The sequence below is a fragment of the Microcoleus sp. D3_18_C2 genome, assembly GCF_036702395.1.
In the GTDB taxonomy this organism is placed as follows: domain Bacteria; phylum Cyanobacteriota; class Cyanobacteriia; order Cyanobacteriales; family Microcoleaceae; genus Microcoleus.
In genome coordinates this window covers 1-23,535 of record NZ_JAUBTG010000035.1, presented here as the reverse complement: position 1 = coordinate 23,535, position 23,535 = coordinate 1, and the positions used below count along the sequence as shown (strand labels likewise).

At 45.7% G+C, this 23,535-nt stretch carries 24 protein-coding genes; 10 read left to right on the top strand and 14 right to left on the bottom strand.

Annotated elements, in window-relative coordinates; all coding sequences use genetic code 11:
* Position 1 precedes the first annotated feature (1 nt).
* Both QUA88_RS19565 and QUA88_RS19560 read left to right on the top strand, forming a co-directional pair.
* On the top strand, positions 2-781 hold the full coding sequence (locus tag QUA88_RS19565; protein WP_333273263.1) for an LAGLIDADG family homing endonuclease: 780 nt from the start codon (positions 2-4) through the stop codon (positions 779-781).
* Complete coding sequence (locus QUA88_RS19560) at positions 774-2,366, top strand: helix-hairpin-helix domain-containing protein (RefSeq protein WP_333207650.1); 1,593 nt, start codon at positions 774-776, stop codon at positions 2,364-2,366. The genes QUA88_RS19565 and QUA88_RS19560 overlap by 8 nt, the downstream gene beginning before the upstream one ends.
* Positions 2,367-2,535: 169 nt before the next feature.
* Here the strand turns inward: QUA88_RS19560 and QUA88_RS19555 are convergent, their stop codons facing one another.
* From QUA88_RS19555 to QUA88_RS19545, 3 genes are all read right to left on the bottom strand, one after another.
* On the bottom strand, positions 2,536-2,835 hold the full coding sequence (locus QUA88_RS19555; RefSeq protein WP_333057168.1) for a DUF3593 domain-containing protein: 300 nt from the start codon (positions 2,833-2,835) through the stop codon (positions 2,536-2,538).
* Between the two features lie 463 nt (positions 2,836-3,298).
* Positions 3,299-3,949 (bottom strand): ATP-binding protein, encoded by a 651-nt coding sequence (locus QUA88_RS19550; RefSeq protein WP_333057167.1) that lies wholly within the window; start codon positions 3,947-3,949, stop codon positions 3,299-3,301.
* 181 nt (positions 3,950-4,130) lie between these two features.
* A complete protein-coding gene (locus tag QUA88_RS19545) occupies positions 4,131-4,259 on the bottom strand; it encodes a hypothetical protein (RefSeq protein WP_333057166.1) in 129 nt (42 codons plus the stop codon).
* Positions 4,260-4,565: 306 nt separating this feature from the next.
* Here QUA88_RS19545 and QUA88_RS19540 point away from each other — a divergent pair, with 306 nt between their 5' ends.
* Complete coding sequence (locus QUA88_RS19540) at positions 4,566-5,309, top strand: pentapeptide repeat-containing protein (RefSeq protein WP_333057165.1); 744 nt, start codon at positions 4,566-4,568, stop codon at positions 5,307-5,309.
* 102 nt (positions 5,310-5,411) lie between these two features.
* Here QUA88_RS19540 and QUA88_RS19535 read toward each other — a convergent pair whose 3' ends face one another.
* Together QUA88_RS19535 and gatA are read right to left on the bottom strand one after the other, a co-directional pair.
* Positions 5,412-6,551, bottom strand: a complete 1,140-nt coding sequence (locus tag QUA88_RS19535) for an alpha/beta fold hydrolase (protein ID WP_333273259.1) — start codon at positions 6,549-6,551, stop codon at positions 5,412-5,414.
* Between the two features lie 118 nt (positions 6,552-6,669).
* On the bottom strand, positions 6,670-8,130 hold the full coding sequence (gene gatA, locus QUA88_RS19530) for an Asp-tRNA(Asn)/Glu-tRNA(Gln) amidotransferase subunit GatA (RefSeq protein ID WP_333057204.1): 1,461 nt from the start codon (positions 8,128-8,130) through the stop codon (positions 6,670-6,672).
* A 1,244-nt stretch (positions 8,131-9,374) separates the two neighbouring features.
* Between gatA and QUA88_RS19525 the strand changes: the two genes are divergently transcribed.
* The 3 genes from QUA88_RS19525 (at position 9,375) to QUA88_RS19515 (ending at position 12,234) form a co-directional block, all read left to right on the top strand.
* Positions 9,375-9,830, top strand: a complete 456-nt coding sequence (locus QUA88_RS19525; RefSeq protein ID WP_333057162.1) for a helix-turn-helix domain-containing protein — start codon at positions 9,375-9,377, stop codon at positions 9,828-9,830.
* 213 nt (positions 9,831-10,043) lie between these two features.
* The gene (locus QUA88_RS19520) at positions 10,044-11,348 is read left to right on the top strand and encodes a serine hydrolase (RefSeq protein ID WP_333057161.1); all 1,305 of its coding nucleotides are present in this window, start codon (positions 10,044-10,046) and stop codon (positions 11,346-11,348) included.
* Positions 11,349-11,403: 55 nt separating this feature from the next.
* The gene (locus QUA88_RS19515; RefSeq protein ID WP_333057160.1) at positions 11,404-12,234 is read left to right on the top strand and encodes an alpha/beta hydrolase; all 831 of its coding nucleotides are present in this window, start codon (positions 11,404-11,406) and stop codon (positions 12,232-12,234) included.
* A gap of 135 nt (positions 12,235-12,369) precedes the next feature.
* Here QUA88_RS19515 and QUA88_RS19510 read toward each other — a convergent pair whose 3' ends face one another.
* The 9 genes from QUA88_RS19510 to QUA88_RS19470 form a co-directional block, all read right to left on the bottom strand.
* Entirely contained in the window at positions 12,370-12,648 is a 279-nt protein-coding gene (locus tag QUA88_RS19510) for a DUF1816 domain-containing protein (protein ID WP_333057159.1), read from the bottom strand.
* A 296-nt stretch (positions 12,649-12,944) separates the two neighbouring features.
* Positions 12,945-14,330, bottom strand: a complete 1,386-nt coding sequence (gene rlmB / locus QUA88_RS19505) for a 23S rRNA (guanosine(2251)-2'-O)-methyltransferase RlmB (protein ID WP_333273254.1) — start codon at positions 14,328-14,330, stop codon at positions 12,945-12,947.
* A gap of 162 nt (positions 14,331-14,492) precedes the next feature.
* A complete protein-coding gene (locus QUA88_RS19500) occupies positions 14,493-15,674 on the bottom strand; it encodes a transposase (RefSeq protein WP_333057157.1) in 1,182 nt (393 codons plus the stop codon).
* 216 nt (positions 15,675-15,890) lie between these two features.
* Positions 15,891-16,337 carry a ribonuclease III domain-containing protein gene (locus tag QUA88_RS19495; protein WP_333057156.1) on the bottom strand — a complete coding sequence of 149 codons (447 nt, stop codon included), beginning with the start codon at positions 16,335-16,337 and terminating at the stop codon, positions 15,891-15,893.
* A gap of 383 nt (positions 16,338-16,720) precedes the next feature.
* Positions 16,721-17,077 (bottom strand): STAS domain-containing protein, encoded by a 357-nt coding sequence (locus QUA88_RS19490; RefSeq protein WP_333037230.1) that lies wholly within the window; start codon positions 17,075-17,077, stop codon positions 16,721-16,723.
* Between the two features lie 188 nt (positions 17,078-17,265).
* A complete protein-coding gene (gene carA, locus QUA88_RS19485) occupies positions 17,266-18,423 on the bottom strand; it encodes a glutamine-hydrolyzing carbamoyl-phosphate synthase small subunit (protein WP_333057154.1) in 1,158 nt (385 codons plus the stop codon).
* 567 nt (positions 18,424-18,990) lie between these two features.
* Positions 18,991-19,743, bottom strand: a complete 753-nt coding sequence (locus tag QUA88_RS19480) for a hypothetical protein (protein ID WP_333056884.1) — start codon at positions 19,741-19,743, stop codon at positions 18,991-18,993.
* Between the two features lie 371 nt (positions 19,744-20,114).
* Positions 20,115-20,603, bottom strand: coding sequence for a hypothetical protein (locus QUA88_RS19475; RefSeq protein WP_333273248.1), 489 nt, complete (start codon positions 20,601-20,603; stop codon positions 20,115-20,117).
* A gap of 76 nt (positions 20,604-20,679) precedes the next feature.
* On the bottom strand, positions 20,680-21,300 hold the full coding sequence (locus QUA88_RS19470) for a hypothetical protein (RefSeq protein ID WP_333056882.1): 621 nt from the start codon (positions 21,298-21,300) through the stop codon (positions 20,680-20,682).
* A 187-nt stretch (positions 21,301-21,487) separates the two neighbouring features.
* Here QUA88_RS19470 and QUA88_RS19465 point away from each other — a divergent pair, with 187 nt between their 5' ends.
* The 4 genes from QUA88_RS19465 to QUA88_RS19450 all read left to right on the top strand — a co-directional run bounded on the left by QUA88_RS19465 (position 21,488) and on the right by QUA88_RS19450 (position 23,305).
* A complete protein-coding gene (locus QUA88_RS19465; RefSeq protein ID WP_333273245.1) occupies positions 21,488-21,835 on the top strand; it encodes a hypothetical protein in 348 nt (115 codons plus the stop codon).
* Positions 21,836-21,856: 21 nt separating this feature from the next.
* Entirely contained in the window at positions 21,857-22,744 is an 888-nt protein-coding gene (locus QUA88_RS19460; RefSeq protein WP_445300599.1) for a WD40 repeat domain-containing protein, read from the top strand.
* 69 nt (positions 22,745-22,813) lie between these two features.
* A complete protein-coding gene (locus tag QUA88_RS19455) occupies positions 22,814-23,083 on the top strand; it encodes a type II toxin-antitoxin system ParD family antitoxin (RefSeq protein ID WP_333056880.1) in 270 nt (89 codons plus the stop codon).
* A gap of 39 nt (positions 23,084-23,122) precedes the next feature.
* On the top strand, positions 23,123-23,305 hold the full coding sequence (locus tag QUA88_RS19450; RefSeq protein WP_333056879.1) for a type II toxin-antitoxin system RelE/ParE family toxin: 183 nt from the start codon (positions 23,123-23,125) through the stop codon (positions 23,303-23,305).
* Positions 23,306-23,535: the final 230 nt, after the last annotated feature.

The window sequence follows — 23,535 nt, the reverse complement described above, 5'->3', positions numbered from 1 at the left end:
AATGTATCTCGACTATAGGCAGCTAAAATCGGAACACAAGGAACAAATCATTTCTGCTTTTAATCAGGGCATGGAGTGTCGAGACATTCCTAACTACCTTGGTGTGAGTGAAAGAGCAGTTTCAAGGGTTTTAAAAGAAGCCGACATTAATACTAAGCGGCGAAACCGCTATACTTTAAATGAGAGCTATTTTGATGTAATTGACTCTCAAGCTAAAGCTTATTTATTAGGATTGATAGCTGCTGATGGCTGCGTTACTCAAACTAATTATGTAGCTTTTGAATCTATTGACAAAGAACTTACAGAAATGCTCAGCATAGAGCTACAATACTCTGGTGAAATTAGAGTTATTCAGCCTCAAAATTATGCTCCTCACTACCGAATAAATTTTTCTTCTGAAAAGCTGGCAAGCTCTTTACAGAGCTACGGCATCATAACAGGAAGAACTTTTTCGGAAGTTACCTATTTCCCTAACTTAAAATATTTAGGGTCTTATGTGTTAGGCTATTTTGATGGTGACGGTTGTGCTTATGCAAACAAAGGTAGAAGTGGCGGTTTAGTCTGCATTGTTGGTTCCTTTGAATTTGCCCGCGAACTAGCAATGCACCTAGGGATGGGTTCTGTACAAGAGCATCAATTAAAAAAAGTTTATTATTGGAGAATCTTTAGTCGAAAAAATATACAAGCATTCTATGATTTTGTGTATCAATATCCCAGCTTGGGATTGCAACGAAAGAAAACTAAAATAGAGGCTATTCTCAGGAGTTACAAACATGGTTAAAATTATTAGTCGAAAATCACTAGGAACTCAAGAGGTCTATGACATAGGCGTTGAACGAGAACATAACTTTATCCTAGAAAATAGTTTGGTGGCATCTAACTGTTTTAATAAATCCCATTCAATGGCCTATGCCTATATCACTTATCAAACTGCCTATTTAAAGGCGAATTATCCTCTAGAATACATGGCTGCACTGCTGACGGCTAACAGGGGCGATCAGGATAAAGTACAGAAATATATTGCCAATTGTCTCAAGCTGGGTATTGAGGTTGAGCCGCCCGATGTTAATAGCTCGGAACTTACTTTTACACCGATGCCGAAACAGATGACTGGCTCTGCAAAAGATAAAATTTTGTTTGGAATTTCGGCGGTTAAAAATGTGGGAGAAGCGGCAATTGAAAATATTTTGGCGGCGCGGCAGGAAGGGGGTAAGTTTAAATCGCTGGCTGATTTGTGCGATCGCGTAAATCTCCATTCTGTCAACCGCCGCGCTTTAGAAGCATTAATTCAATGCGGTGCTTTTGATAAAATTGAACACAACCGCAATCAATTAGTACACGACCTCGAAGGGGTAATTAAATGGGCGCAAGAGCGCAAAAGAGACCGAGAAAGCGGCCAAGGTAATCTTTTTGACTTGTTAGGTGGGAATAGCTTTGGCAAGTCAGTCAATACCTATGAGTCCGCGCCAAAATCTAAATTAATAAAAGATTATGACAACCAAGAAAAATTGCGTTTAGAAAAAGAACTGCTTGGCTTTTATGTGTCAGAACATCCCCTAAAGTTTCTCATGCAAGTAAACCCAGACCCCGATGTGGTGACTCTCGAAGAGTTAGCAGATAAAAAGGGGAAAGTATCAGTTATTGTCATGCTCAGCGCTATCAAAATGGTAGTGACAAAAAAAGGCGATGCGATGGCAATTTTGCAATTAGAAGATTTGACTGCTCAAATAAAAGCTGTGGTGTTCCCCAAGTCTTACGAACAAGTGAAACCTTACATTGTAGAGAATGCTATCTTACTGATTAGTGGAAAAATCGAGAAAGATGGAGAGGAAATTCAGATAATTGTAGACACTGCAAAGCCGGTGGAAACAGTACAGGTTGAAGAGGAAATCGAGAGGGCCCAACCGGAAATAAATAACCATTGGCCGGCGGAACCAGTCAACGTTGTACGATCGACAAAACCTGTCGAAGTTTTAGAAATGGTGATTGTCAAGCTGACACCGCAGCAAGTACAAGACGGGAAAAAACTCAATTCCCTCAAAGCTATTTTGCAAGAACTTTCCAATCGTGGAGAAGATGCTAGCGTTTCTGTGGGGGGAATGGTTGTCGGCGAATATTCCTGTCAACCCCTTCGCATTAGCCCTCAATTGTGGGTGCAAGATGGCGAGGGAACTGTTAGCCGGCTCAAGTCGGCTGGATTTGATGCTTGGGTTTTTCCTCTAGAAAATCGCGGGGATGCTGCGGTATTTCGAGAAATGCGATCGCAACTTAATGTACATTCTTGGGCTAGTCGTTTACTTGACACTGAAACCGATCGCCTTCACCAGTATGTCAATTATCTCGCCCAACTAAGGAATGAGAATTAAATAACTTCCACTCTTGAAAGTGGGATGGGCTCTTATAGCCCGTCATGAGTGGACGGGCGGGACGCCCATCCCACAATAACAATTAAAATTGTAAGTTATTTAATTCGCGATCCTAAACAGACGCTAGTCAAATGAAAGTCTCGCATTAATCCCGACTACCCTCTCAAGTTTATTCTTGTGAGGATGCTTTGGCTTTAATCACCGCTTCTCTAAAGCCTAAAACTAATAAAATATTGGCAAGTGTCAAGAATAGTTCCGCAGAACCGTGCAGCCAATCTACATTTGCTAGTGACTCGTTGTAGGCAACTTTTGCGTAAATTGCGGCGGGAATCGTCACCGCTACAAAAACGAGAGTCCCGTAAAATCCCATCAGAGCTAAACGGGGTGTTTTTCCCGATCGAGTCAAAAACCAGAGAAATCCCAAGTAGGGAAATAGAGACAGAACAAATAAAGTTTCTTTGGAAATCATTAGTAATTGGTGAGCGACCAGATACTATGATAAATTAAAATATCAAAAATTAGTGTGAATAATTTTTAACCTTTAATGTTGAGTTTTTAATATTTAATTATAATATTTAATTCGACAGATGCACCCGTTTCTATCGAACCGCTATAGAATCACCCAATACCATAGCTCTTAACCCAAGCCGCAGCAGGTGGGCAGTATTCAAAACCCCTCACCCACGCGGAGACAAAACCCGTAAATTTTCCCCCTAACACCGTTTTTAGCCTACTAACACATTTTTTACCGTGCCAGTCTGTTAATTGTCCAGGAAGCATCTCATATTTGTAAAAACACTTCTTCTGGCTCCTTCCTTCTTCCTCTTCCCTCTTCCCTCCTGCCTCCTGCCTCAAAACTCCTGCCTCAAAACTCCAATTTCTAGCGGAGGCCTGCTTTCATTGAGATGCTCCCATTGTCCATCACCCCAAAGCTACCCAGCAATTAGAAAGAGAGACGGTTCCAAAGTTTTCTGTCTGCTAGGCATCAAGTAAGCCTCGTTCAAAACCTCTAAATCCAAGCCGTTATTTCTATCTGCTGCAATAATTTCCTTCAGCTTAGCATCAAAATCAAAACACGGCCCGCAATCCCAAACTTTGAGTTCCAACCGTCCATTAAACACCGTAATTTCGAGTTGCACAGGAGTTTCTACTGGCAGATTTTTGTGAGCGTGGCGAACTGCATTAGTGAAACCTTCAGCCAACCCCAACTGAATCTTCCACCAAACTTCATTGGGGAGCGATATATCTTTCAACTGTTCAAACCACAACAAAACTTGAGTTAAAGCATTGACATCTGTGTTGACTTGCAGGCTAATATGTTGAATAAAAGTTTCATGCAGCTCTTCTTCCTGCTCTGTTTCAGTCTGCCAATCCCAGGTGTTTAATAAATTCATTAACCCATCTAAAACGCTAGCTTTTTTTATATTTTGGGAGCGATTGCAACCTTCTACTTCGTAACTTTTGCTCAGCCACAAACAGTTTCGATCGTCGAGAGTCCGGGTGTAACTGATCTCGTCTGCAATCTGCCACATGAGTTTGATCCCCCTGCCACCTTCTGCAAGTTGATCTATGCTGTTGGACATCTATTTTCCTCGTCTGAAAGTATTAGCTGTACCCTATTTTCCCACCCGCCGATACATTTGGTATATTTTTTTTATACTTGCTGGCTCGGTATTATTTCGGGGATCATACAAAAATGCTATCTTTTTTATAGAAGGCAGCGCATCAGCAATATGTCTTAAGAGTCTAAGCCAATTGGCTTATTTACCGATCGCCTGTAGGGAGAACGATCGCCCTCGGCAGCAAAATCCCACTGCATCGATTACCAATACTTATCCGTTGTCGGAGTCTGCCACTTGCTGCTGCCGTCGCCAGATATAGAATCCCTGGCATTTAGCGCCTCCGGTCGATCGTCGTTCGCTGCAAGGGAGCCTTGATGTGCGGGCTTTCATCCCAAAGGCGTAGGTAATATCCGCGATGGAGAGCGCGATGGCTACGCCCCGGCTTACGCCTACGAACCTTACACCGTCGAGCCGCGTCCATCCACTAGACTAGGACTTACGCAAACCACCCAGTTTCTGCTTAGAATCTTGGGTTGGACAGCGATGAATTAACGAGGAAACCGGGTTTTTGGTCTCCCGCGCGTAAGTCCAGCAGACTAATCGGTGTTGAAAGGCAGTTACAGGACTTACCAAGACTATGACCAAAATCAAACTGAAAATTCTGACAGCAGCGATAATGCTACTCCCATTTTGCGCCGCACTTCCCTTACAAGCTCAAAATCTGTCCCTAGTAAAGCGGCTGCTAGAAACCAGAGGATGTCCCGGATGCGACTTATTTGGCGCTTCCTTGAGCCGTGCAGATTTGTTTGGCGCTTCCTTGAGCCGCGCCACTCTCAGCAGGGCTGACTTAGTTGATGCCGACTTGACTGCGGCTGACTTAATGGAAGCTAATTTAAACAACGCCAACATGAGAAACGCCTTTTTGGCCGACGCCGACCTCAGCAAAGCCGACATGAGCAGGGCCGACATCAGGGGAGCCAACTTAGAAAATGCCAACCTCAGCGAGAGTTTTCTGCCAGACGCATCCCTCCAGTTGGCTAACTTAAAATGCAGTAATTTGAGCGCCGCTAAACTAACTAGAACTGACCTAAGAAATGCCGATTTAAGCGGTGCAAATCTCAGGGGTGCAGACCTCAAAGAAGCCGATTTAAGCGGTGCAAATCTCAGCGGTGCAGACCTGAGAAATGCCGACTTGAGGGATGCGAGATTGAACAAAGCTAATCTCACAGATGCCAATCTTTGCGGTGCCAGGATGCCAAACCAAAAAACATCTTGGCGAGGCTGCGAGGTTAAGAAAGAAGAAGCTATAAGCGCGAACAATTACTGTAATTACTGCTATGCCTTAAATGACTGGTGGCTTAATGTATTAAGGTTCTACTAAGTAGTATCATCGCGATAACTGCTCTGTTTAATATGTACAGTTAGAAGTGCGAGTAGGCGGTACAGATATCAAACTTAACCTGTTACCGCCAAGAGCTTTGATCTACTGTGAACAACCTAAAAATTGGCTCAGTATTTGCAGATATTCTGCGCCCCCGATATCTGCCACATTAGTGTGACCTCCATCAGGAACTATGTACAACTGTTTGGGTTCAGGTGCTGCATCAAACAGTTTTTTGGTCATTTCCACTGGAACTACATTGTCAGCAGTCCCGTGAATAAACAGCACAGGCATTTGCAGGCGATCGACTTTTGAAAGAGAATCAAACCGCTGTGTCAGCAAAACATCGATCGGAAACATCCAAAACAGCCCTTTTTGGAAATTCACCATCGCCCGCGTCGAAGTAAAAGAGCCTTCTACAATTACCCCTGCCGCCTCCGGGTGACGCAAGGCTAGATCGATCGCGATCGCCCCTCCCAAAGAATGACCGTAGAGATAAATTTGATTCGGGTTAATCCCCCGCTGTTTCACCAAATAATCCCAAGCAAGCTGAGCATCCTCATAAACCTGAGATTCACTCGGAAAATCGCCCTGGCTTTTGCCATAACCACGATAATCCATCACAAATACCGACAAACCTAACCCATGAAATCGATAAGCGTGTTCGACATTTGATCCCACATTTGAAGCATTGCCGTGCAGGTACAAAACTACCCCCCCTAACCCCCCCTTGTTAAGGGGGGGAACCGGAGCGACTGCCGGTCTCTCACTTTGCGGGGACGTTCCGACTCCTCTAGCTCCCCCCCTTGGCAAGGGGGGGCTGGGGGGGGTATCCGAGTCTCCGGTGTTAACAGAGGGAACAGCCTCCCCCTTTCTTGCTCCCCCCCTTGGCAAGGGGGGGCTGGGGGGGGTATCCGAGTCTCCGGTGTTAACAGAGGGAACAGCCTGCCCCTTTCTTGCTCCACCCCTAGCTTCGGGGGGGCTGGGGGGATTTTCCGATGCAGGAATCCACCACCCGTGAACGCTGTCCACCGCGCCTGTTTTAGTTGGAATTGGCAACCAAACATCTTGATATTGCAACTGAAAATCATCTGGCGTAGTTTCGATCGCCCGCGCAGGAAAAAAGATAAACTTACCTTGCGCTACAAAGAGGAATACACAAGCAGCAGAATAAGCAACGGCCAAAACTATCCCAAAAGCTATTAGCGATTTAGACAAAAGGAATACTAGGAAATTGTTCATAGATAGAGCACGCGGGAAATTAGAGATCGCTCAAAAGCTAATGGCAAATTATTAATTCAGACAATTAGCCAAGATCGATTACTAACTTCCGCCACCGTATTCCGCCGATTTTCAGAAATTAATGCAATTCGGGGTGGTGCAAGTGCCAATTCGTAGACTGTTCGTAAGCGTGAGCCACCTGAAACAACCGAGATTCTTGCAAAACATTACCAATCAGTTGTATACCCACCGGCAGTCCTTTATCATCAAATCCGCAGGGCAAACTCAAAGCTGGCAAACCAGCAAGATTCACCGGAATAGTCATCAAATCTGACAAATACATACTCAGGGGGTCATTGAATTTTTCGCCTGCCTTAAATGCGGTAGTAGGAGCAGTGGGACAGACTAAAACATCAACTTGAGAAAAAGCTTTTTCAAAGTCTTCTTTAATCAAAGTCCGAACTTTTTGAGCTTTTAGATAATAAGCATCGTAATATCCAGCCGACAATACGTAAGTGCCGATCGCAATCCGGCGTTTAACTTCCGCACCGAACCCTTGAGAGCGGGTTTTGGCATACATATCCAAAAGATTATCGGAGTCTGGAGACCGGAAACCGTACTTAACTCCATCATATCGCGCCAAATTTGCCGAAGCTTCCGAGGGAGCAATAATGTAGTAAGTGGGCAAACCGTAGCGGAACCGGGGACAAGAAATGACTTGAATTTCGGCGCCCAATTGTTGAAATTGCTCGATCGCCTTAGTAACAGCGTCTTTAACCCCGGAGTCCAGCCCTACACCAAAAGTTTCTTTAATTACACCAATTCTAATCTGACCCTTCGGTCGCAAACTGGGTCTTAAAGCTTGAGCGTAGTCAGGAATTGGGACATTAAGACTCGTGGAATCTTTCGGATCGTAACCGGCGATCGCCCCCAACAAAATCGCCGAATCCTCAACAGTCCGGCCAAAGGGCCCGATTTGATCGAGAGAAGAAGCATAGGCCACCAAACCGTAGCGAGAAACCAACCCATAAGTCGGTTTCAGCCCCACCAACCCGCAAAAAGCAGCAGGTTGGCGGATTGATCCCCCAGTATCCGAACCCAAACTCACGACGCATTCTCCAGCGGCTACCGCTGCGGCAGAACCGCCAGAAGACCCTCCGGGCACGCGCTCCAAGTCCCAAGGATTCGCGGTAACTTGATAAGCAGAAGTTTCTGTCGAGCTCCCCATTGCAAACTCGTCCATATTCGCCTTACCCACAATCACCGCACCGGCTGCTTGGAGTTTCGAGACGACGGTGGCATCGTAGGGAGGAACAAAATTCTCCAAAATCCGAGAGGCGCAGGTTGTGGGAACGCCCTCGGTGCACATATTATCTTTAACGGCGATCGGGATGCCGGCCAACAGGCCAATTTGCTCTCCGGCTGCGATTTGGGCATCCACTTTATGGGCCTGCGCCAGTGCGCTGTCTGCTGTCACGCACAGAAAGCTTTTCAACTTCGGCTCTAGCTGGGTAATTCGGTCTAATGCTTCTTGAGTAATTTCCACAGCAGAGCGTTCTTTATTGACCAGTTGTCGGTGCAACTCGCGGATGGATGCCATGCTCGTACCTTTATCATTTCTACTTTGAGACAATACAGTTAATATAACTGGCAATTGTACCTGCTTACAGCCCGAAGGCAAAGTCGGCTATTTTTGTGGCGAAAGTTTGAGCCTCGAAGAGGGCTCCGCTAACGGGCGATCGGTCATTTTATATACAATAGATTAAATTACCCAAATCCCACGGGCCACCAAATAGCGATCGAGTTTTTTACCTAATTTTTTAACAAACCAAGAATGCAACTGTATCAGCACTGATGCAAAAAGTGGTTTGACGCCAGATTTATATGAGTAAGGGGTAAGGTGTGCAATGCGACCCCTACATAATTAGGTTCGGTCTCCAAGACTGTCTATGCAAGATCGCAATCATTAGGAAATCAGTCATTCCAAATTCTGTAATCTAAATTCTAAAATATTACAGCCCAGTTTGTCCTCGATGCAACCCAGGATTTATGGGAAAAAAGATGCCCTAAAAAATCAAATAATCCCAGATAATGACTGCTTTATTGCTGGAATATTCAGACTTTACTAAAATTTTTGTTATATAAAAAATCCCACGCTTGTTATATCTGATTTATTTTTAATAGCATATTTAGCAGCATCTGCCTCGGATTTCTTGTGAAATTAATCACGTCCTGAATATTCCGAAAAACATGAAGGAAAAATAGAAAAGGATGCTAATAAAATATTAGAGTATGGCTGTCGATACCCTAATAATTATGGTCAGATTAGGAAGAGCAGTTTTTTAGTCAACAATCACTGAAAGTTATCAGTCAGCCGAGTGAATTAATGGCTGCGGCGCGATCGAAGAAAATAGTAATCGACCTTTTCCGATCCACGCCCATTGTACTAGAGCTCAAAAAGCCTGTCAGAAATCAGGGGTTCACAAAAAAGCTCGAAACGCTCACCGCCACACCGAGGTCTTTTGTTGCGCGCACCTGCAAAAAAAACAGCAGTCAATCGATTTTAGATTTTCGATTTTAGATTTTAGAGGCGACCCCACGGATAAATGCGGGGGCAATAAGTGATTTTCGATTTTAGATTTTGGATTGATTCCACGGATAAATCACGTGGCGGGTACCACGTTTGAAATTCTTGGTCCTTCCTCAAATGCGACTAGCTGCGTGCATCTGCGCTAAAAAACGCTAGGTATTTGCCGCCACGATCCCCAGGAAAATAATTTCATCCGGAATTATCCCCAAAACCAAAGATATATGGTAAGAAGTTCCCGATGCCCCGTTGGAGGAATGCCACCTAAAGCTCACTTAGAATCCCACCTGACGGCAGAGGAACTCAAAATTCGCTACCGGCAGGCACAAAACACCACAGAGTCGCGCCGCTGGCACTTGCTGCTGTTAGTGTCCCGAAATTGGACTATCAAACAAGCAGCCCAAGTCGTAGGCCTCAACTACGACTACGCCAAAGAAATTGTCCAGCGCTACAACCGAGAAGGGCCTAACTCTGTGAGAAACCGCAGCGGAGACCGCCAGCCCCCTCCTGCAAAATCCTTGCTGAATCCTGAACAGCAAGAAGAACTGCGACAAGCCCTGCTAGGCCCTGCCCCCGACGGCGGAGACTGGACAGGCCCCAAAGTCGCTCGCTGGATTGCCGAAAAGATTGGTAGCGATCATGTCTGGCCCCAACGCGGCTGGGATTACCTCAAGCGGTTGGGTGCTGACTGGCGACGGCGGCGCAGAAAGTAGATAGTTCGCAATATTTAGAGGGGGTTGATTGCCTTCGTGCGATCGCTCCCTTTATTTTGGTTATTTTGCCACATTGGCGCGATCGAACTATTTTAGATTTTAGATTTTAGATTGAAGAAAAAATCTAAAATCTAAAATCTAAAATCTAAAATCGTTTGACTGATGTAACAATAGCTGCTTATATAGAATTTGGTTGTGTTGAGGATGTTAAATATGCCAGATATCAGGCGTTTTTTGTCGATCGCCAACAAGATGGCGGCAGTAGTAGCCGGCATTGGACTGGTTCAGATGTTAACCATCGCAAGTTCATTCTCTCAATCATCTAACCCCCGTTCCCTAGACGAACTCTACAAAATTCGCGATGGGCTAATTGCCGAATTAGAACAACCCTCATCTCCCTCCCCAGAACCAAGCATCCTCTCCGGCTTAGTTCCCTTCGCAGCCGCCAATCCTCAAGAACAACTGCTACAGCAGTTGCAAGCGGTGGAAGCTCAAATATTAGTAGAAAAGAGGGCTAACGACAACTTACAGCAAGCAGTCCGTTTAGCCAACAGAGCCGTAGAAACTAAACAGCAGCCCAATAAGTCGATCGCATCTTCGCAGCAAACTCAATTTTTCTGGCATCAAGCCCTCAACAACTTGCAGGAAGTTCCTCAAAATTCATTTTTAGCTTCCGTCACTGCCTCAAAAACTCAAGAATACCGGGGAAATTTAACAGCAGCAACCTCTCAAGTGCAGCAAGCAAAATCTGATGTTTTGGGTGCACTTGCCCGGGAAAGCGGTTTGTCGGCTCAAGCTTCGATCGGTATTTGCAACCTTTCTAGAGAGTGCGTACACCTGCGGGGCGATGTACCTCCTGTCAGTCCAGCCAGCTTAATTAAATTGCCGATTGCTGTCGCCCTGATGCAAAAAGTCGAAAAAGAAAAAATTAGTCTGAACCAGGAAGTATTAGTCACTCGCGGTAATTTCACCGAAGACGCATCGGCAAAGATTAGGTCTAATCGCAATTATCCGCTACAGCTACTGTTAGAAGAAATGATCTATCGCAGCAGCAATATCGCCACCAATCAACTAATCGATTATTTAGGTTCGGATTACATCAATCAATATTTAGATAATAGCGGCTACGAAGTCACCCGCGTCAACTTCAAATTAATGGGGGAAAGAATTATGCCCTCCAACCCCGGTTCTGGTCGCAACCGCCTGACTGCTAACGAACTCACCGAAATGATGGTGCAAATTTACAACGGCGAAACACCCGGTGCTAAACTATTAATAGAAACTCTCAACCGCCAGTACGATCACGCTCTGGGATTTGCCGCCTTGCAAGGAACTAAAGCTCAGTGGTTGGGCGAAAAAACCGGTCAAAATTCCAAGGTGCTCGGCACAACTTTAGCGATGAGCATTGACGACGAGGCCTATGTGATTACTGTGATTGACAGCCGCAGCGGCGAGCTACAAATGCGCCAGTCTATTTCTAAAATTGCCGATTACATGGTCCGAAACCCCAGCTTTTGACCGCTGGAATATACAATTTATAGCGGGGACAACGCACCGCCCAAACAGTTAAAAAATGCCGCATCAACAACTCAGTGTTTCCGTCAAAGGCAAAGGATTTCCTATTCTCTGCTTGCACGGCCATCCAGGTTCCGGCGATTGTATGTCGGTATTCACAGAACACCTATCAAAGCGGTTCCAGACGATCGCCCCAGACTTGCGCGGATACGGCAACAGCCGCACCTCAACTTTCTTTGAAATGACCGATCATCTGGTCGATTTAGAAGCACTATTAGACAGATTAGGAGTCGATCGGTGTTTGGTAATCGGATGGTCTTTGGGAGGGATTTTAGCCCTGGAATTAGCCATGAAATATCCCCAGCGAGTCACCGGTTTAATTGTACTCGCATCCGCAGCAAAACCGCGAGGAAGTCACCCTCCCATCTCTTGGCAAGATAACCTTTACACTGGTTTAGCCGGAATTATCAATTGGGTGATACCGGGTTGGCAGTGGAATATTGATACTTTTGCGAGGCGATCGCTCTTTCGCTACTTGATACAGCAGCATAAAGCCACCCCTTACCGCTACTTAGCACAGGCAGGTACCCCCGCCTACCTCAAGACTTCCAACACGGCCACCAAGGCGTTAAATACCGCTCTGAGGGCTGGATACGATCGACTGCTGCACCTGGGCGACATTCATTGTCCGTGCTTGGTGTTGGCCGGAGAGGGCGATCGGCACATCACCTCAGCATCCAGTTTAGAAACCGCCCGCCACCTCCATGATTGTCAGTGGCAGTGTTATCCCAATACAGCCCACTTGTTCCCTTGGGAAATTCCCGATCGGGTACTCGCAGACATCGATCGTTGGATAGAGAGTCACCCCGAAGCAGTGGGCAATTGCTAGTCTTAAATTTGGAGTTTGTCACAAGCAATTAATCACCCAACACTCAACTGTTTTGAAGTTACAACTGACAACTCAAAACCGCACAGCGTTGCGAGGGAAGCGTAGGCCTCTCAAAACTCAAAATTCCCCCTGCTTCTACTGACCGCTCAAAACCGGCCACAGCCCTCCATCACCAAGCTTTCCCAAATCTTCTGCAACCGTCAAAGTAATTGGTTTGCAGCGGTGAATCGAAACACTAACACCTTCTGCCCCTTCATTTTCTATGTCTTCTACATATCCTGCTTTTGCAGTTGCCGCCTCTGCTTGGGTTAAGAACGGGCCAAAATAGTAAATGCACCGCGGCGCTGAAGTTTTAACTTCAACCCACCAAGCCAATCCGAAAAAGTTGAGCAAGCTAATCAAGAATTCTTTCATCTGCTTTTCTTCTAATGTATTTGACGGTGTTTTCAGGGTGCTGCGAACACGCCTAGGCTTTTGTTATTTACACGTGGCTGACTGCTGCCAAGAACCGCTCCAAACCTATTTAAATATATCTAAATAGATTTGTGTCGAATTCCTGTTTGAACCTAGGGGCTAGGCTTCTTCTACTTTCGCCGGAACAAGTAACGACAGTCGATCGACTATCCTTACTTGTTCCGGGTGTCGTGCCACTCCATGCTGGGCGGCATTGACAATAAACTACTCTGTTGTGCTCTTTTTTTCAACCACCTTTACGATCCGTGTACGTGAAACTTTTTGGGCCCGCGCTGACGGTAAATTTCGTATAAAGCCATCCCCGTTGCTACCGAGACATTCAGGCTAGGAGTCTGGCCCCTTAAAGGAATTGAAACTAATCCGTCACATCCGCGCTGTATCAAAAGGCTCAAACCGTCAGCCTCACCACCCACCACTAAAACAGTCGGCCCGGAGAACTTGACTGTCTCTATAGATTGACCGACGCCTGCTGCAGTGCCATAAATCCAGAATCCAGCCTCTTTGAGTTCTTCCAGAGCCCGGTTAAGATTGACAACCCTTGCCACGGGCAGGCTTTCCAATGCCCCTGCTGCCACTTTTCTCACTGCTGAGGTAATCCCAACCGCCCGCCGCTGCGGAATCACCATGCCCTGAGATCCCAATGCTTCTGCGGTGCGAATAATCGCCCCTAGATTGTGCGGGTCGTTGAGTCCTTCTGCTACCACAATTACTGGATCTTCGCAAGCCGACTTAGCCTTTGCGATCAGTTCGCTCAAATCCAGGTATTCGTAGGCTGATACTTGAGCCGCTACGCCTTGGTGGTTTGCTTTGCGCGTGATGTAGTCGAGGCGCAAATCGTCAACTTCGTCAATGATGCTGCCGTTGGCTTTGGCTTCGGTTAGCAAGCTATGAAAGCGGGGATCGTAGCGCAGGTGGGGAACAACCCAGATCCGGTTGAGGACTTGGTTTGTTTCTAAAGCTGCTTGTACCGCATGGCGGCCGTAAATCATGTCGTCTGTGTCTGCGTCTGGTTGCACGACTGTATTGGAGGCAGTGTCAACAGGGCGAGTGTCTCTGTCTTTGTCTCTGTCTCTGAAATGGTTGCCCCGGAATTCCTGCGGGCTATTGTCTTTGTCTCTGTCTTTGTAATAATTTCCCCTGGATTCCTGCGGACTGCTGTCTCTGTTTCTGTCTCGGAAATTGTTGCGGGCCGGCTGGGGGCTGCTGTCTCTGTCTCTGTCTCGGAAATTGTTGCGGGCCGGCTGGGGGCTGCTATCTCTGTCTCTGTCTCGGAAATTGTTGCGGGCCGGCTGCGGGCTGCTATCTCTGTCTCTGTCTTGGTAATAATTGCCCCTGGATTCCTGCGGGCTGCTGTCTCTGTCTTTGAAATGATTATTTCTGCGAATTTCCGGTTGGCTGTCGGCATCGACTCTCCGTTTGAAAATTGCTCTCACGGGCATTTCTCGCGATTGTGGGGCGAAGGTCGATCGCTTTTGAGGCGCGTCTACTCCGCGAGTATCGGGACGGGGCTTGCGTTCAAAGCGGGGAGAGGATGGTTGTGAGTCCTGACGGCGGCCTTCGCTTTTGAATGGCTTGCTGTCGGAATTCGATCGCGAAAAGTTGGGTTTGGTAAATTTTCTCATTGGTTTCTTGTGGTCAAAAGGTTTTGGCTGAAGGCTAGTCGATTGTAGATTGTAGATGTGAGATTCTTGATTGAGGGAGCAATCTTTGGGCTTTGAGATTTGAGATAGTCTAGCGAGGGAGCAAGGATTTTGCTCTGTTCAAATAGCTAGTTATTGACATACTCACCGCCCTAAAAGTGCGGTGATTCTTGACACTTCACTGACTGACGCAACCGAAGTCGTCTTACTCTGTCTCTGTGTCCGTTTAGAGTCGTGGCAATGCCCTATCCCGACTTTGTTTATATTTTTTGCAGCGTTCTCATCGCGTTCGTGTTCAGTGCCACAATTCAAACACTGAACCGATCTGATTTTTAAATCCAGTCTTCCCCACTTAAAGCCGCAATCCGAGCAAATTTGACTGGTAGGCTCCCAGCGACTAATTACTCTAAAGTCTCGACCAAATTTCTCAGACTTTGCCTCGCACCAAGTTCGGAATTCTCTCCATCCCTGAAGACTAATAGCTCTAGCAAGTTTGCGGTTTTTGACCATTCCAGACACATTCAAGTCTTCTAAAACGATAGTTTGGTTTTCACTAACAATTTTGGTTGACAGCTTGTGCAAGAAATCTTTACGGGTGTCTGCAATTTGATTGTGCAGTTTGGCTATCTGAATCCGAGTTCTATTTCTGCGTTTCGAGTCTTTAGATTGCCGAGCTAGCTTTTTTTGGAGTTTACGAATTTTTCGATCTAACACTTTATAGTCTGGACTTTTAGCTTTCTCCCCATTACTCATCACAGCAAAAGTTTTAATCCCTAAATCAATTCCGACACTTGGGTTTTTAGCATCAATTTGAACGGGCTTAACTTCTACTACAAAGCTCAAGAAATAGCGATTAGCACAGTCCTTTAGTACAGTTACAGAGCTAGGCTCTGATGGTAACTCCCTAGACCAAATAGGGCTAACATTTCCAATTTTTGCCAGATCCACGGACTCACCTTTGATAGAGAAACCTGTTTTAGCAAAAGTTGCAGACTGACTGTTAGTCTTTTTTTTGAATTTGGGTTGACCCACTTTCTTGCCTTTTCTCTTCCCTTTTAGGAAATCAAAATAGTTTTTGTAAGCAACCTCTAACTGTTTGAGGGATTGTTGCAGCGGCACGGACGAAACATCGTTCAACCATGCCCTTTCTTCTGTCTTTTTAGATATAGTTAGAGACTTGGATAGAGTGTTGTACCCAGGATATTTGCCACATCTGCTAACAGCCAAAGCATCGTTCCAAACAACTCTTACACAACCAAACAACTGAGCCAAACTCTGGCGTTGTCTATCGGTTGGATAGAATCTGTATTGGAACCTTGCTTTCATTATTTTTAGCTGTTTTACTACTTTAGTATGCCATACTATTTTAACACGATCGGGAAAATTCAGAAGGAATTAAAGCCGTCCTAGAACGACGGGGTTTTAAACCCATTTCTTTGATAAATCTTGTTTTGCCGATCGAGATTTTTGCGGTTTTATGTTAGCCGTGCCAGGATGGTTAATTACTCCCTCCCCATTCCCAACTCTTAACTGCTAAATCCTTTAAGTCTCAAGTTCTAAAAGTGCCAGAATCTCGGTCAATCTTTCGGGATCGGTGAGGTACAAATATCCGATCAAAGTTTCTAAGCTGCTGGCTTGTTGGTATATCTCTGGATCTGCTCGCTTAGAACGGCCCGCTGCAGCATTGCGGCCGCGCTTGACAATTGCTAATTCTGTACTGTTCAAGTAAGGAGAGAGCGATCGCAAGTGACGCGCTTGAGTTTCGGCTCGTACTTGCCCCACCACCAATTCGTGATAAGCTTGCAATCTTCTGGGCGGGACTAAGTACGAACTCCGAATGTAGAGTTCGTACACTGCATCTCCCAAATATGCCCAGGCTGCGGGCGAAATTCTTTCTATTTCTGCTGGTGTAGCCCTCGCAGGATGCACTCGATTTAAACTGATATCCGTCAGACTCAGTTTGAGTCCGTCATCTGCGATCGGCGACATACTTTTTTAAATAAAACTTCCGCACAGCTTGGTTTTTCTAGTTACTTACTTATTTCGTCTTTCGTCACTTCCGCAATTATAGCTTTTACAGGACTGTTCGCTCTCAGAGCACGAAGCGAGATATATAGGCAAAGCTTGGCGCGACGATCGCACTCCTAAAAAAGGCTTTTTACCAAATCGGGATGCTCTAATTTTTGTACCATTTTTCCGCGTGTTTGCCACACATATTTTACTGCCCCTCCACCGAAACTCTAAGCATCGGGGAAATAGCGGCTGGTGCGTGTCGCAGCTTCTGGGAAAATCGGTATTGTTTTACCACGACAAAAATAAAAATTTGCTATCCAGCGTTGAGAACCGGATAGCTAATTTAATTCACTTTGGCGTCAAGCATCCTTGACGTTTTTTACCGCCTCATCAACCGAAGGCTGCAAAGACAGAAATTTCTCTAAGCGAACCAGTTTAACAGTCTGAGTTACGCGGGGATTTGAGACAATTTGCAATGTCCCTTCCAAGGTTTGGGCTTTTTTGACAAGTTGCACAAGTGCGCCCAAGCCTGAACTATCCACAAAATCTATCTGAGACAAGTCCAAAATTACGTGTTTTGGGCCCTCGTCAATACATTTGCTTATTACCTTCCGAAAAGTTGCCTCAGAAAAAGCGTCCAGCAGGCCCGTCAAGCGAAATAACTGATAGTTATTCTTGACTTCGCGAGTGCCTCTGAGGCTAACGGTCAGGGTCAATGACTCAGGAATGACACCCTCCTAGCTAGATATGGCTTAAAGTCGAGGCTTCATTATAGGAGTTTTTTGGTCTTTTGTCTACAGTTTTTTAGTCATGAGTCATTAGTCATGAGTCATTAGTCAGAAGCGATCGACACAAACAGCCTCTGATGACTACTGACTAATGACTGCTGACTGCTGACTGCTGACTACTTACTGCTGGCTACTTTCTGATTGTCTCGCATTGACTGCACGAATCGATCGAATAAATAGTCGGCGTCGTGCGGGCCCGGACTGGCTTCGGGGTGGTATTGCACTGAAAACAGCGGCAGAGTTTTATGCTTCAATCCGGCTACGGTGCGATCGTTCAAATTGAGATGAGTAATCTCTACTTCGGGGGCTAGGGAATCGGGGTCGATCGCAAAACCATGATTTTGGCTAGTAATTTCTACTTGCTGAGTTAAACCCGCTGGATGATTCAATCCCCGATGGCCGAACTTAAGTTTAAAAGTTTCTGCACCCAAGGAAAGTCCCAAAATTTGGTGTCCCATGCAGATGCCGAATACGGGTTTGTCCGACTTTAACAAAGCTTTCGCAGTCGCGATCCCTTCCGTTACCGCCGCCGGATCTCCGGGGCCGTTGGACAGAAAAATGCCGTCCGGGTTGTATTTGAGGATTTCCTCCGGCGACGTGTCAGCGGGGACAACGATGACCCGACACCCGTAACTCGCCAGACGCCGCAGGATGTTGCGCTTGATCCCAAAGTCTAGCGCTACCACCGTCCACATTTTGCCTTCTTCAGGTTTGACTGTAGGACTGAACTCCCAAACCGAGTCCGTGGCTTCAGACCACTCGTAAACCTTGCGGGTGGTGACTTCCTGGACCAGATTCAGCCCGTCCATGCTGGGGGCATCTTGCACGAGTTCCAAAAGCTCTGCCTGGTCGAGAATCGTGGTCGAAATGCCACCGTTGATCGCTCCCACCGTGCGAATTTTGCGAGTGAGGGCGCGGGTGTCGATCCCGTAAATTCCGGGGATATCGTACTGTTTCAGATAGTCTTGCAGAGATTGTGAGCAGCGCCAGTTGCTGGGGCGGCTGCATACGTTCCGGGCGATCGCACCCCGAATTTGCGGGCGCGAGGATTCTTCGTCTTCAAGATTTACCCCGGTATTGCCCAATTCTGGATAAGTAAAAGTGACAATTTGACCGCAATAGCTGGGATCGGTCAATACTTCTTGGTAGCCCGTCATTCCAGTATTAAATACTACCTCGCCAACGACGGTGGCGTCAGCGCCAAACGACCAGCCGCGGTAAGCAGTACCGTCAGCCAGGACTAGGAGAGCGGGTTGTGCAGTTGAAAGTGACATGGCATCCTTAATTACTTTCGTTTGGTTTAATTCTTACCACTGCCAGGGATTTGATGCTAGTCGGCAATGTACAGATATTATTTTAATTTGTGCCAGGGTTCGCAAAACCAAGGCACTTATGCCGGAGATAATCAACAAGCAGCCATACAGCCGTTCTCAATCTTGGTGAGGTATGCCCTATGCCCACGGAGGCCTATGCCCTATGCCCACGGAGGCCTATGCCCTAGGCCCGCTTATCAAGGGCTATAAGGAATGAGAATTAAATAACTTCCACTCTTGAAAGTGGGATGGGCGTCCCGCCCGTCCACTCATGACGGGCGGGACGCCCATCCCACAATAAAAATTAAAATTGTCAGTTATTTAATTCGCGCTCCGAAAGAACCTAAAAAGTCAACGATTGTTCACTTTTTAGATGATCAGTTTCCACCCAATTGCGAGTTTCGCACTCGATACCAAAGAAACCGGGTTTTTATAACGGAAGCGATCGCACTCTAGGAGAGATTTTGCTAAAAAACCCGGTTTCTGCGTAAGTCTCCAACCTTGAGAAATCGGGTCGATCGCGAGCAGCTATTTTTGGTTATTTTGCTGGTGCAGATAGTTGTTAATCGCTTTGGCGATTTTTGCTTGCTGGTATGGGTTCATAGTGCGGGGTAGGGAGATGCGAGAGCCTCCACAAACTAACAGTCTAACTTCGTACCAAATGTCATGCTCCCGATCTTTTGTTCGCTCGACTTCCACGCCATAAATCTCGCACAGAGAGTATTGAATTAGCTTAGTTCCCAACAAACCCTGCTGTTTAACAGTCAGGGCATTTAAAGTTGTATCAAAGCTATAAATTTCCTTTTTTCCGAAGGCTATTACTGCTATCCCTGCTGTCACAAATATGGCTCCTATCCCTAGAAACCAACTGTCGAGTAGCTTTAATTCCAGCAATCTGCGCTCCGCATTTTTAACAAAAGAATTGATGTCCGAAGCAATAGCGTCTTGGGTTCCCCAATTAGGGGAGTTAGCAGTGAAAGGAACATAGCCAGCATCAGTCCGAAGTACAACTTTGCTGGTGTAGGCCGCTCTGACAACTTTTGCTCCCTGCAAAGAAGCAAGCTGAATTTCTTGAATCTTCGATCCCAGCAAGCTCGATCGCACCAACTGACAATTCCCTTGTGTTCCTTGCACTCTGTGACAATACAGGCTTGCCAAATTGTAATCAAACGCCGCCAATTTCAGTCCAAATACCATTAACAAACAGCTAGGTAGCCAAAAATCAAATACGCCACGAGTCTGAATTTTTAATTCAGTCGCTGTTTGCTCGATTATTTTCATTTATTTTACCCTGAGATTAAACAAAGGATATTAGAGGCCCTATCTTTGCTGGGATGCGCCCTATTGTTAACTTATATGTTATTTGAAGTTTGTCCTATGACCTGAGCCTTTTGATCTTGCTAAGATATTAGCACTAAAATGTCTCGCGCACAATAACTGTAGCGAGTATAGGTGCGGGTGGCTTTGAGATAGCTTTCCGTCATTTCTCCCTGGTGATGGACTTGGGCGATTGCCTACGCGATATAGCAATCCTCGCATCATTTGCATAATTATTGTAGGGGCAATCCCACGCCCGGTTGCCCGATAGATAGGGGGTAGGCACTCTTAGCACTACCCCTACCAATTTATCTGAATATTTAGGATTGCTATAGCTAGGGTTCACTGATTTGTAGGGCAAATACATTGCTAACCGTGCGATTATCCTTAATCGAGATATAGCTGCGAATCAAGTCAGCCATTTTGTATTGTTCTGTTAGTGAATAGCTTCTTAAACAGATGATATCGCCCCCGAACATCCACAAATCAACATAATAACTACGATTTCCCTCGCTATCTCCTATTTCCTCTAATTCCACCGCAGAAATATCGCGAGTTGAGCATTCGGTAACATCATGAAGCCATACACCCCGTCGTTTAATGGTCATTTTGCTAAGAGTTTTATCAAAAATATATGTTTCATCTATCGCCCCGTCCAACAAAGACAGCGAAAACAACAGAAAGATACCTCCACCTATCCAATTTGATACTAAAATAATCTGCAATAATCCCATAACGATAAATGGAGAAATTAATAGCAAACCATCCCAAAAGATGGCTGTTTTAATTATTAATTTATTTGGCGTTTGCTTGATGATTTTCATGATTTAAGGTGAGATTTTTAACAACCCTGTGAATCACTTATCTATTCGCTGTATGCAATTTTTACTGCACCGATTATTATTTGACACTGCTTTGGACGATCGCACTTTTGGTGTTGTAAACAGCCTTGACAGCATAAGCCTCGCCGGGACGTATATGTAAAGCTCTGTTAAAATTGATTAAAGCGGTTTGATAGTCTCCCCGATCGTAGTAAATATAGCCGACTTTCATCAATTGTTTGAAGTCAGAATTTTGAGCAGCAACACGTGCAGAATTAGGATTATTTACAGATGCAGCAGAAGTAGGAGATGGCTCTAAAGCAGGAGATAACTCTTGATTGGGTGATGGAGAAGTGTTGAAACCAGAAGGAAAAGAAGAGGGCGATTGCTCGTTATACCCCTGCTCTACATTAGATCCAGAGCCAGAGATTTTTACAAAATTTTTGCCATAAAATACTGAAGTAGTAATGCCTCCCAATACAAACATCAACAATCCAGCACATTGAATTAAGAAGGTTTTTCTAATTTTTTCATTGCTCCAATTTTTGATATAAAAAACCAATGATGCCAATGGGACAAGCAAGTAAAGCACTCCCCAAATAGTTTCCTCTCCAAAAGCTTGAACTAATCCCCAAAAATAGCCAACAAGACTTAAAACTAAACCTAGGATAAAAAATAAGGCGATCGCAATTCCCGGCATTTTCTATTTCTCCAGTAGATGTATACTTATTTTGACAACTGTAAAAGAGCGGATTTTCAACCTGAAACTCTTTCCCCTGTTTGCTGTGTTAAAAATAGATTAGCGGTGACAACAGTTCGATCGCGCACAGCGAATGTTAGGATTTAGGTTAGGAATTTGACTAGGAACTCGATCGCGACTGCCGCAAATGATACTCTCAACCCTCGATCGACCCGAAGAACCATTTGCACGCGCCAGCAAAGGCTGGGACATCCAAAAGCTTTACACCGACTTGGCAAATGCCAAACAACAATTCGCCCCCCACACCAGAAGAGGGCTGACACCTGTAGAAAAGCGGCACCTCTGCGGCTTGTTGTGCGGCTACAGCCCAGCCGAAATTGCGGTATTTCTCAACAAACAAATCAAAGGTGTAGAAGTTGACTTGTCAAAAACTTTGTACAGATACATAGAATTATTGACAAATCGGCCCCGAAATGCTCTTAAAAATTGGAGAGATGCGATCGACTGGCTGGAAATAGCCGGATATAAAACGTAGCCAAAAACCTCAACCGGCGCCATATTAAAAGCTACTCTCCACCATTCAGACAGGATTTTGTCTGCAGCTATCAGTCCCGACGGACAATTCCTCGCAACGGGATCAGAGGATAGTACAGTGAAAATTTGGAGTTTGCACAGCGGGGAACTGCAGCAGACAATTTTCGGACATTCAACAGCCGTATTGCTAGTGGCTTTCAGTCCCGCCAGCAAAACGCTGCTGACACGATCGCGCGCGGGTACAGTCAAACTCTGGAACCTGCAAAACGGCCAACTGCTGAAGCGTTTGGCAGAGGTACACCGCCACGAATCCGTCGCCGTAAGCCCCGACTGGCAAATTTTGGCGATCGGCACCACCCGCAGCACTGTCAAGCTTCAGCACCTCAACAGCGGCCAACTGCTGCAAGTTTTGGCAGGCTATCAAGGGGATGACATAAGTGCGATCGCCCTGAGTCCCAACGGAAAAATGCTAGTAGCCAGCGGCCTCAATGCAGCCAGCGGTTTCTGTCGCGCCACAGTCACTTTGTGGGAATTGCCGGGAGGCGAAGTGAGACGAACATTTGGCAGCGAAAATTATGTAGCGATTTCTTCCGATAGCCAAATTCTTGTCAATCATGGTGGCCAAACTATCAAACTCTGGAATTTGCAAACAGGCGAATTATTGCATTCGCTGCAAACAGCAATTCGCATCACTTCCGCCGCCGCAATTAGCCCCGACGGGAAATACTTTGCAGTGGGGTGTTTTGACGGTACTGTTAGACTTTGGAATTTTCGCGGCGAATTGCTGCACACTTTAGATGGACATTCTAGCCCTGTGTCTGCGGTGGCGATCGGGCTTTTGGGCGAAACTCTCGTCAGTGGCGGAGAGAATGGTACTGTTAAACTTTGGCAACTGCGGATTGAAGATTAGAGAGGTGACGGGCCATGATTAAATTATTGGAGTATAATTGATTTAAGGTTTTTGAGAGGGGCCCAGACAATGAATGTTACCCTAACACCAGAACAGGAAAAATACGTGCTCTCGCAATTACAAGGTGGCAACTATGACAGCGTTCAGGAACTAATTAGCGAAGCATTGCAACTGCTAGAAGAAAGAAATCGTGCACTGAAACAGCAGCGTCTGGCAGAACTCAGACAAAAAATTGCTAGCGGCACTGAGCAAATTGCTCAAGGAAAAGTGACTGATGGTGAAGTAGTTTTTGCCAGATTGCAGGAAAAAATTCGCTCAATTTCTGAGTCTGGATTATGAGCAGCTATTCTTTCTCAGATGATGCAATTCAAGATTTAGATGACATTTGCTCCTTCTATTGCTGGTAATAATTACAGTTCGGCCAGTAAGCTTTTTGATAGGATTCGAGAACGATGTAAAGTCACGGCGGATTTTCCTAATATGGGTAAAAATTATAGCCAGCTATCTCCCAGCTTGCGAGGATTTATTGTCGATGATTACATCGTTTTTTATTACCCCTGAGAAGATGGAATTGATGTAGTTCGCGTAGTGAATGGATACCGCGACTTGGAATCTCTTTTTTCAGATTCGGATGAAGGATAGGACGAGCGCATTTTCAGAACTCATTGCATAAAATGTCGCCATATTGCTAGAAGTGAGAAAGGAATGAGTAAAACTAAGGATCGCGAATTAAATAACTTACAATTTTAATTGTTATTGTGGGATGGGCGTCCCGCCCGTCCAAAAAGGAC

What these genes read in the sequence shown, in the direction of transcription:
- QUA88_RS19565 (WP_333273263.1), top strand. Translation starts at nt 2, where the DNA reads ATGTATCTCGACTATAGGCAGCTAAAATCGGAACACAAGGAACAAATC.
- QUA88_RS19560 (WP_333207650.1), top strand. Translation starts at nt 774, where the DNA reads ATGGTTAAAATTATTAGTCGAAAATCACTAGGAACTCAAGAGGTCTAT.
- QUA88_RS19555 (WP_333057168.1), bottom strand. Translation starts at nt 2,835, where the DNA reads ATGATTTCCAAAGAAACTTTATTTGTTCTGTCTCTATTTCCCTACTTG.
- QUA88_RS19550 (WP_333057167.1), bottom strand. Translation starts at nt 3,949, where the DNA reads ATGTCCAACAGCATAGATCAACTTGCAGAAGGTGGCAGGGGGATCAAA.
- QUA88_RS19545 (WP_333057166.1), bottom strand. Translation starts at nt 4,259, where the DNA reads ATGCCAGGGATTCTATATCTGGCGACGGCAGCAGCAAGTGGCAGACTC.
- QUA88_RS19540 (WP_333057165.1), top strand. Translation starts at nt 4,566, where the DNA reads ATGACCAAAATCAAACTGAAAATTCTGACAGCAGCGATAATGCTACTC.
- QUA88_RS19535 (WP_333273259.1), bottom strand. Translation starts at nt 6,551, where the DNA reads ATGAACAATTTCCTAGTATTCCTTTTGTCTAAATCGCTAATAGCTTTT.
- gatA (WP_333057204.1), bottom strand. Translation starts at nt 8,130, where the DNA reads ATGGCATCCATCCGCGAGTTGCACCGACAACTGGTCAATAAAGAACGC.
- QUA88_RS19525 (WP_333057162.1), top strand. Translation starts at nt 9,375, where the DNA reads ATGCCACCTAAAGCTCACTTAGAATCCCACCTGACGGCAGAGGAACTC.
- QUA88_RS19520 (WP_333057161.1), top strand. Translation starts at nt 10,044, where the DNA reads ATGCCAGATATCAGGCGTTTTTTGTCGATCGCCAACAAGATGGCGGCA.
- QUA88_RS19515 (WP_333057160.1), top strand. Translation starts at nt 11,404, where the DNA reads ATGCCGCATCAACAACTCAGTGTTTCCGTCAAAGGCAAAGGATTTCCT.
- QUA88_RS19510 (WP_333057159.1), bottom strand. Translation starts at nt 12,648, where the DNA reads ATGAAAGAATTCTTGATTAGCTTGCTCAACTTTTTCGGATTGGCTTGG.
- rlmB (WP_333273254.1), bottom strand. Translation starts at nt 14,330, where the DNA reads ATGAGAAAATTTACCAAACCCAACTTTTCGCGATCGAATTCCGACAGC.
- QUA88_RS19500 (WP_333057157.1), bottom strand. Translation starts at nt 15,674, where the DNA reads ATGAAAGCAAGGTTCCAATACAGATTCTATCCAACCGATAGACAACGC.
- QUA88_RS19495 (WP_333057156.1), bottom strand. Translation starts at nt 16,337, where the DNA reads ATGTCGCCGATCGCAGATGACGGACTCAAACTGAGTCTGACGGATATC.
- carA (WP_333057154.1), bottom strand. Translation starts at nt 18,423, where the DNA reads ATGTCACTTTCAACTGCACAACCCGCTCTCCTAGTCCTGGCTGACGGT.
- QUA88_RS19480 (WP_333056884.1), bottom strand. Translation starts at nt 19,743, where the DNA reads ATGAAAATAATCGAGCAAACAGCGACTGAATTAAAAATTCAGACTCGT.
- QUA88_RS19475 (WP_333273248.1), bottom strand. Translation starts at nt 20,603, where the DNA reads ATGAAAATCATCAAGCAAACGCCAAATAAATTAATAATTAAAACAGCC.
- QUA88_RS19470 (WP_333056882.1), bottom strand. Translation starts at nt 21,300, where the DNA reads ATGCCGGGAATTGCGATCGCCTTATTTTTTATCCTAGGTTTAGTTTTA.
- QUA88_RS19465 (WP_333273245.1), top strand. Translation starts at nt 21,488, where the DNA reads ATGATACTCTCAACCCTCGATCGACCCGAAGAACCATTTGCACGCGCC.
- QUA88_RS19455 (WP_333056880.1), top strand. Translation starts at nt 22,814, where the DNA reads ATGAATGTTACCCTAACACCAGAACAGGAAAAATACGTGCTCTCGCAA.
- QUA88_RS19450 (WP_333056879.1), top strand. Translation starts at nt 23,123, where the DNA reads ATGACATTTGCTCCTTCTATTGCTGGTAATAATTACAGTTCGGCCAGT.